Genomic DNA, 4,584 nt, shown 5'->3' with positions numbered 1-4,584 from the left:
AAAGAGCGTGCAGGGTAGACTTTGACATGGCGTATCATTCCTCTGTTGGTTGTGATCTGGCGAGATCAACCAACAGGATACGCCACCTCTTCAACTTGCCTCCATACACCAGAAATCACCATAGCTCTGCTCTCCAAGGCCAAGCCCCATGCTAGGGCCGTCGTCTGGTTCGCCGGACTTTGTACCTACACCTGAAACGTAGGTTGAAATGCGGTGAACTTGTTCCCACTCGTCACTCTGGGATTGCCCCTGCTGATACATGTGCTCCAGCTTGGAAACATTGGTTTCAGCGTTGAGGTAACTACCCTCCATTATCTGCGACACTTCACTACTACAATCTTCTTCTGACATGGCCCCGGCAGCATTTGCCGTCAGGCATTCATCTACCTGCTTTTGATAGGCCTGAGTGTTGTTCCGGTTGTTACCTGTGCCATCAAAAAAGAATCCTGCCTCTACCCGGACTTTGGGGCGCTCCTTTTCTTCGGGCGGATCATCCGGTGATTCGTCCGGCAAACCTTCATCAATCAACGCACCTTTCTGCGCAGCCTTGCGCACAAACGCCTGTGGATCTTTGTCCAGCAACTCTTTGGCGACAGGGGTAAGCTGACCTTTGTCATCCAGTGCCCCAGCCATGGCAAAATCCACTACGGGTGCGGTGGTGGTGGCAACACCCAAAATCACTCGTGGATTGCCGCTGACAATGGAACCGCCATGACTGGTGGGGCTGCCAAGGTAGGCCACCGGCATACCATCGGCCAACGCCAACGGGTAGCCCTGGGTAATAACCGCACCGCAACCGGTGACATCGCCCACGCGGGCAATGGGTTTACCTTCAACAAGGATGCTGGAGCCGTTTGGCATGATGGGAGAGGAGCCATGCCCGGGAATCGGGCAGACATGCTGGTCGCCGACGCAGGCGGCAATCAGATTGCTCATGGTCAGAGTTCCTTTCTTGATGAGTTGCGTCCTGGCTACTCGAGATTAAACATGTGCAAAACCAACGATTATAGCATGGTCGGCACCACATAACGCCCATGCGCAGCGGCCGGGTTGGCGCGCGCAGCGTGACAAACCGGTCCGACTGGCGCTGCTGGTTAAATTATTTCTGTACGAGAACGGGGAGATCAAACAACAATCCTGTTCCCTAAAAACAGGTAGCGCCTACTACCTGCTGGTAGTGGCGCTACCTGTTTTTAGCTCGTCAACATCTCCTCTTACATTCTCTTCTTGCTGCCTCAGCCGCAGCAACGCAGGCTGCTAGCGCTACACCTGCGGTGTTCGCAGTACACCATGCAATTGCACCCGCCGCCGTGGTATCGCAGACAGCTTTGCAAATATCTTTTATTGGATTCCACATTGGCTCCATCTTCGTATTTTCATCAAAAGGGGGCTGGTTAGGATCACCTACAATCCGATCTCCTGGGCTCAGCGCCCCATTTTGAATCAGGGCGTCAGTGATTCTCTTCTTCTCTGAATCATCGATTGCATCCCACTGTTTATCGTTTACAGCGATATCAGTCATAACTCTATCTCCAGTAAAGGGAGAAGTTATGCAAACTACATTGGCAGCCCTCCCATGCTGCCAATATGCCTAAAGCTGTTCTTATTTATAGTTAGGCATCATCATTGTTTGGCCATGATTTACTATTTAACGCCGAAATAAGCTGCCGGTGCGGAGCGCAGCGTAGTACCGGTCAGCTTGATTTGCTTGTTAGAAGCCGGGGCACCCCATGGTTTCCGGTCCGCCCCGCAGCTCCCATGCGAACTCCAGAGAAGCCCCGCACCTGTTCTCGGTCCGGCACCGATACAAACCACCAAACTACCCGGCCAATTCAGAATTTACGACGAACAGCCCCACAACTTTTGGCACGCTGGCAACAACAAGAAAAAAGCCACTATGGGCTACCAAATCTGAGGCGGAGTTGGATGGCCTTGGCCATTACCGAAAACCAAAACCTACCATCGAATTTTCCGCCAAGGCCCGTGCACCCAACCACCAGAAAATGACCAGGGCCTTGGGCTTATAACGCTCGCTATCACCGGCGGCAAATCCGAAGCAAAGCGTAGGTTTTTGCATCCGGTGCATAGCTTGGTTAGATTTTCACGATGCCGATTTAAGACCAAGTCCATTAGCCAGTTTTTTTAGTATTTTCAGGTCATTGGCGGTGTCGCATTTAGCTGAAAATTTGTAGACGTCCCTGTGTACCATGCTTGTCTCGTATGGTATCGACCTCTCCTGACAAAAGTTTTGAAATCTCTCCAAATGCTCCGGATTTTCTACGAGAACCGAAAAATTGAACATATTTTCGTTGTTCATAGCTTCGGTTATCAGACCCATAGGGCGTCGTCGTGTGCCGGACTCGGTATTTCGTGAAGACATTACTAACGAACGAAGACCGACCTTTAAATCTTCGAGTTGGTCTTCGATCAAAGAGAACTTTCGATCCGCCAGGATAGAAACATCCGGCGTACCCTCGGGAAGCTTTATTAGGTCCACATCTACAACACGGTAAACAGGATTATCTATTGCTGTCTCTTCCAAACATTTCGGAATCATCTTGCGAAGCTGATCTTTTAATTCCTCCGCGCCTGACATGTCATTCTGGAAAAAAATAGTTCGTTCATCACTTAGATCAAAAGGAAGAATGGTGCCTTCTCGAGCAACAACAATCATCGATTTTCTAGCGCAGTGCCGGATACCAACTTCATACATTACATTCGGATTCAATCCAGTTAAATTTGCGATCACCAAATCTGATTCAATAATCCTCTTGATTACCTGCCTAGTGATACTGCCAGTTTCGGAGATTTGATGCGCAGGAACTGGCTCAAGATCAAACTCGGATAGAACTGGCCCAAGCACGCTTTTAACGAGACCATCAGTTTCACGGCGAATCTCACTCCCTGCACCACCTATAGGTGTGATAATAAAACACTCTTTCATGGTCTCTCCTGAAAATTTAACGCCAATGTTCAGCGGCCGGTTTGGAGTGCAACGGAAAACCGGTCCGGTGGAGGCCCGTAGGGCCGGAACGTACTGCAACTACTTGTTAGCAGTTGGATAAATAAACCCTCGGATTTTGCGGGCAAGGTTCTCAAGTTGACCAGCCTCAATGACCACTGCCACTTCAGAACTCCAATATGGTTCCCAATTACCAGACCACATTCTAATGGACAAAGTTATATGGCCAGTGGAGTCAGTTTTGGCGGACATCTGGTACTCACCTTCCAAGCTGGCCCATTCCTTTGCTCCGTTCCAACCCTGCCAACTAGCTGCAATTGACTCAAAAAAATCAACTGGACTCTCTCCGTATGGAGGATTCGATACCCGCACTGTAGCCCGCATCTGCGGCCCCGAAAGCGTTAAAGAATAATATTCGAGCCAGCCATCATCATTAACTTCTGGCGAATGGAACTCCGCAAAAATCTCATTATCACCGGTGATTTTCATAAGCACGTACTGCTAACGAGGCTGTAGAAAAACCCAAAATAGAGCGAGTATTCCACCGCCTTCGATCTCGTTTTTTTCAGCCGGCCATTTCAGCCGGCATTGTCCAGTTTTCAGATTGATTGCCCTTTATTGCCTCCAATCCCGGTATGTCAGTGCCCAGGCACCGAGAACCTGTGCCCCAAGGGGTATTCCCGGAGGGTTTCCTCCCCCGGATCACGCCGCCATCTGTCCATAATTCGCCAACTTCTCAATATTGTGCACCAGGCAGTATAGCTGCCACTGGCCCTGAACCTTTTTCCGACCGCGCAAACTGAAGCGATTGAGCCCTTTATTCGTGCCAATGTTGCCGAACACCGGTTCCACAACGGACATTCGATGACTGTAAATCTCTTTGCCCTGTGGGCTGTCTACGCGGTGCTTCATCCAGTCGGTGTAGTTGGGCGAACGTTGAGTCTCTATCGCGAAGGAGACTTGCCGGCCTTTACCTTTGCGGTGGTCAGCAGCCTCAGGGTTCTGCATGCACTGATGTTTCCTGGGGCAGTGACGGCATTGCAGCAGACGGCCCTGGAAGTAGGCCCGGCGTTGACCGTTCTGGTCGGCTCTTGTGCCGTGGTGTTTAAGACGTTCTCCTGCCGGACAGATACAGGTCAGGTTCACCGGGTCGAACTGGAACTCGCTGGCCGGAATGATGTCTTTCCAGCCGTTGTCTGGCAGGTTCTGATGGCGCTTTCCGTACTTGTCTTTCTGCTGCGCGAACTTGGGGTCGCGGCTGCGGAAGCGGTTGTCCGGGATGTAGCCATTGATCTGCCGCTCGTGCAGGTACTTCATGTTGGCTTCGTTGGCGAAGCCGGTGTCGGCGGTGACAATCGCGCCGGTTTGATAGAGGTTATCGGCAATACCCAGCTTCTTAAAGCGGGCTTCGACTGTCTCCAGCACCGGTTGCAGCGTGTGGTGTTCCTGGCCCTCGCCAAAGGCCTGGGCGTCGATGATGACCTGGTGTTTCTTGTCCACGGTGGCCACGCCGTTATAGCCCTGGAGCGTGCCCTTGCTGGTGGTCATCTTGGCGCTTTCGTTGTCAGTCAGGTTGCTCTTCACTTCCTTGCTCCGCTTCCCCCGGCCCATCCTTGGGCGGT

General features: G+C 51.5%; 5 protein-coding genes. All 5 read right to left on the bottom strand.

Annotated features, from left to right (window positions below; translation table 11 throughout):
- Positions 1-90: 90 nt before the first annotated feature.
- Positions 91-936 (bottom strand): PAAR domain-containing protein, encoded by an 846-nt coding sequence (locus EZI54_RS23100; RefSeq protein WP_131484220.1) that lies wholly within the window; start codon positions 934-936, stop codon positions 91-93.
- A 265-nt stretch (positions 937-1,201) separates the two neighbouring features.
- Complete coding sequence (locus EZI54_RS23095) at positions 1,202-1,522, bottom strand: hypothetical protein (RefSeq protein ID WP_131484219.1); 321 nt, start codon at positions 1,520-1,522, stop codon at positions 1,202-1,204.
- A gap of 579 nt (positions 1,523-2,101) precedes the next feature.
- Positions 2,102-2,944 (bottom strand): TIR domain-containing protein, encoded by an 843-nt coding sequence (locus EZI54_RS23090; RefSeq protein ID WP_131484218.1) that lies wholly within the window; start codon positions 2,942-2,944, stop codon positions 2,102-2,104.
- 99 nt (positions 2,945-3,043) lie between these two features.
- Positions 3,044-3,451: a DUF6228 family protein gene (locus EZI54_RS23085; protein WP_131484217.1), complete on the bottom strand. Its 408-nt coding sequence runs from the start codon at positions 3,449-3,451 to the stop codon at positions 3,044-3,046.
- A gap of 213 nt (positions 3,452-3,664) precedes the next feature.
- A partial coding sequence (locus EZI54_RS23080) for a transposase (RefSeq protein ID WP_165495861.1) occupies positions 3,665-4,584 on the bottom strand: 920 nt, incomplete at its 5' end.

Origin of the sequence: Marinobacter halodurans, assembly GCF_004327985.1 — a bacterium.
Classification (GTDB): Bacteria; Pseudomonadota; Gammaproteobacteria; order Pseudomonadales; family Oleiphilaceae; genus Marinobacter_A; species Marinobacter_A halodurans.
This window is presented reverse-complemented; position numbering and strand designations above follow the sequence as displayed.

Coding starts and splice junctions, on each gene's coding strand:
- EZI54_RS23100 (WP_131484220.1), bottom strand. CDS start 936: ATGAGCAATCTGATTGCCGCCTGCGTCGGCGACCAGCATGTCTGCCCG.
- EZI54_RS23095 (WP_131484219.1), bottom strand. CDS start 1,522: ATGACTGATATCGCTGTAAACGATAAACAGTGGGATGCAATCGATGAT.
- EZI54_RS23090 (WP_131484218.1), bottom strand. CDS start 2,944: ATGAAAGAGTGTTTTATTATCACACCTATAGGTGGTGCAGGGAGTGAG.
- EZI54_RS23085 (WP_131484217.1), bottom strand. CDS start 3,451: ATGAAAATCACCGGTGATAATGAGATTTTTGCGGAGTTCCATTCGCCA.